This window comes from Bacillus sp. JJ1609 (assembly GCF_036967045.1).
In the GTDB taxonomy this organism is placed as follows: domain Bacteria; phylum Bacillota; class Bacilli; order Bacillales; family Cytobacillaceae; genus Mesobacillus.
Genome location: NZ_JBALSS010000015.1, coordinates 45,571 through 48,846 on the forward strand (window position 1 = coordinate 45,571; position 3,276 = coordinate 48,846).

The window sequence follows — 3,276 nt, forward strand, 5'->3', positions numbered from 1 at the left end:
GTATCTTTGTTGACAAACTGAAACGTTATACCAATAAAGGTATAACGTTTCCAATGATGACATCTTCACGCTTTATTTTTGAGTTTCATCCTGCCCATGGTAAATTGGTCTGTGACGACAGCAATCATTGTTCCAAGGATTAATCCGTTGTTCAGGAGCGAAACAAGTGCTGGTGGAACGTCTCTGAATGCTTCACCAGGGACGAACATAGAACCCACTCCTGCCAGCAATGAAATTCCAATGACAAGTCTTGTTCTGTTCTTGTCTGATTCACGATCGAATTCGGAAAAAGCAATACCGATCATATTTGCGAAAATGACAAAAGTTACTGCATACCCCACTGGTGCTGGCAACGAAGCAAAGAACGACATTGCACCTGGTAAAAGGCTTGCGGCAATGATCAAGAGAGAACTGATCACAAATGGAAGCAGCTTCGTGATTCCGGTCGTAGCAATAAAACCAGCTGCTCCTGAAATAGGAACAGAACCAATTGCCGAAAACACACCTCCAAGAATTTGGTTAACTCCTGCGGTAAACCCACTTGCACGATAGCGCATCTCTCCTTCAACATTTCCTTTTTCTTTCAAGACCTGTCCGGTAACCCGGATGCTTGCAAGCATATTTGTGATTAACAAGAAGGTGATAAAAACGGAAGTCACCATCAAACCAGAGTCAAATACCGGCTTACCGAAAGAAAAAATTTCAGGTAGAGCAAATGCTGGGCCTTTATAGGAATGTAAACCTTCCCCTAAACCAAGTAATGTATAAAGTATCCAACCGGCTGCTAGGCTAACCAGGATCGAATACTGGCTGACCCACCGGATTCTATGTCTGGATAAATAGAATGTTAAAGCAACCATTACGATGCTGAACAATGCGACTTTAAGGTCTATTTGATTAATACCGCCGCCCAGTCCCATCATGCCTTTCATGAAAGAACCGCTTAACTGGATAATCAACAGGAGCAAATATATACCATTGACGACAGGCGTGAACAATTGAGCCAGTTTTTCTATCAGCTTGAACAAACTTAGTAGAAAAAAGACTAACCCGCTAATAATCATTGCGCCTTCAAGTGCCTGCAGCGTTTCGATTTTGGAAGAAAACAGCGTTGTACTTAAACCTGCATAAATAGTGAAAACTCCCCACCAAAGCCCCGCAGGCCCTTCGTTGATTGGCATTCTATGCCCTATCAAAGCCTGAAGCAGACTTGATATCCCAAGTACAAACATTGTACGCTGGACCATCCCTGTAGTTTCAATAGGATTCAAATGGTATATATCCGCGATGGCGATTGGTGCGACGATCGAGCCCGCAATGATAAAAGCCATCCATTGAATCGCCGAAAGACTAGTTTTCATGTTGAAAATCTCCATTATCAATTATTTTTCGTTACGTTTTTTTCCTCGCCTAATTTTAATGCTGTCCATGCTGAACTGTCGGCAAAAAAGCGGGACCAGGTGGCGATACCTGCTAAGTTGTATTTTTTAGCCAGCTCGGCCCGCTTTTTCAATGACAATTCATCTTCAAGCCAAATTTTATAATTCGTTTTATCCTTATGATTAAAATGTTCTGCGTAATTTTGGCCGCTTTCAGGGTCATATTTCACAACAACCTTATTGTCGTTCAGCCATTCCTTAGCCTTTGCCATCGATAATGATTTTGAACTAACTTCAATTGTGCCATCCTCTGTTTCCTTTTCTGACCATAGTCTTGTATACAATGGCACACCAAGGATTAACTTCTCTTTAGGCACAACCTTAAGCAAGTTTGCTAAATTTTTTTCCACCCATGGCAGCGATGAAACGCTTCCGGCAACTGGCGAGCTTGCCCAGTGTTCATCATATGCCATAACAGCTATATAATCGACCGATTTCGCCAGCTTCTCCCTTTCGTAAAATTTAGACCAATTCCCACTATCGGACTGGAAGGTTACATCCAGTGACAAAACGAGGCCCGCTTCACGGAAATAGGGTGAAGCTTCCCTAACAAATTGAGTCACTAATGGCCCATCTTCGGGGTTGACATTTTCAATATCCAAATTAATTCCTTGAAGCTCATACATATTGCTGTAGTGGAGAAGCTGGCGGATCATGTTCTTTCTCGTTTCAAAATTCTTGAAAGCATCATGTGTCATTTCCGGATCAAATGCATTTGTGAATAGACCCCAAACATGGAATCCTTTAACCCTTGCCCATTTGCTGTATTCTGCCGAAGCTAAACTTTTTATTTCACCATCTGCTGAATTAAGATGAAACCACGTTGGAGACACCACATTCACGCCTGGCATTTCAGGTAATCTTGCCGTGTCCGGGTTTTTGGAGTAGACTGCCTCCCAGGTTAAATGTATGGGACCTGCTAAAACAGGCAACTTTTTAGGAAGAATGTTCCTTGTCACTGATATTTTCTCTGTCTTACCAGGAATGATAAAATCTTTATGCAAATAACCTGCCACGCCGTTTTCCTTTCTGACGAAAAAGTAATCTTCTTTCTCGGATTCTATATAGAGTCTTTCACCATTTGCTGCTTCTGCTGTATATGGATGATCCAGACCTGGCCCTGAACGTAATCGCAGTTCTTCTTGATGGACATCCTCACCTGTAACTTTACCTTGCCAAACCTTCTCTCCATATGTTTGGATAAGGATTGCTTTCGTTTCTTTTAAGATTTTAAAAATATGAGGATAATAGCCGATGACCGGATCTAATGCCACATAGAGCTTACCATTTTTTGAATGGATAGGGGTCATCTGGAGCTTTACAGATTTTTCATTAATAAAATAGGTAAGAGAATCTGTAGGCATTTGCACTACCTTGTCAGCCGTGGTAAAAATCACCGAGTTCGATTTTCCATCAAATACGATCGATTCATCGAGCTTTTTCAAAAAATCAAGCGGGACATAAACTGTATTTTCGTGAAATAAAGCATTTCCAGCCTGCTCACCTTTATAAATAATCGGAGATTCTCCTTTAAAGTATTCCAATTTTTCTTTTGAAGCAAAAGGATAAAGCAAATAGTATATGCTTGAAGCTATTAAGAAAGCGGAAAAAATAAGACCCGCTAAAATGATCTTTTTAGATATATATTTTTTTTCTTTTATCTTGAGCTCTGCCATTAGATTCACCCCTAGTAACTATCGTACTGAAAGAAACTGGAAATGAGAAGGGGTTTTTACATGATGGGTAAAGTTAAAATCTCGCCGACTAGTAGATATTCTTCACTCAGCCAATTGAAAAAGGCTTCCAATAACGAAGCCCCAGCTTGTCGACAAAGATA

Annotated in this window: 2 protein-coding genes; both read right to left on the reverse strand. The window is 40.8% G+C overall.

Annotated elements, in window-relative coordinates; translation table 11 throughout:
- Positions 1–65 precede the first annotated feature (65 nt).
- Positions 66–1,361 carry a purine/pyrimidine permease gene (locus V7654_RS13125; RefSeq protein ID WP_335430816.1) on the reverse strand — a complete coding sequence of 432 codons (1,296 nt, stop codon included), beginning with the start codon at positions 1,359–1,361 and terminating at the stop codon, positions 66–68.
- A gap of 17 nt (positions 1,362–1,378) precedes the next feature.
- Positions 1,379–3,115, reverse strand: coding sequence for a glycosyl hydrolase family 18 protein (locus tag V7654_RS13130; protein WP_335430817.1), 1,737 nt, complete (start codon positions 3,113–3,115; stop codon positions 1,379–1,381).
- Positions 3,116–3,276: the final 161 nt, after the last annotated feature.

Bases quoted from the DNA above. Each gene is read 5' to 3' on its own strand.
- V7654_RS13130 (WP_335430817.1), bottom strand. From the start codon at position 3,115: ATGGCAGAGCTCAAGATAAAAGAAAAAAAATATATATCTAAAAAGATC.
- V7654_RS13125 (WP_335430816.1), bottom strand. From the start codon at position 1,361: ATGAAAACTAGTCTTTCGGCGATTCAATGGATGGCTTTTATCATTGCG.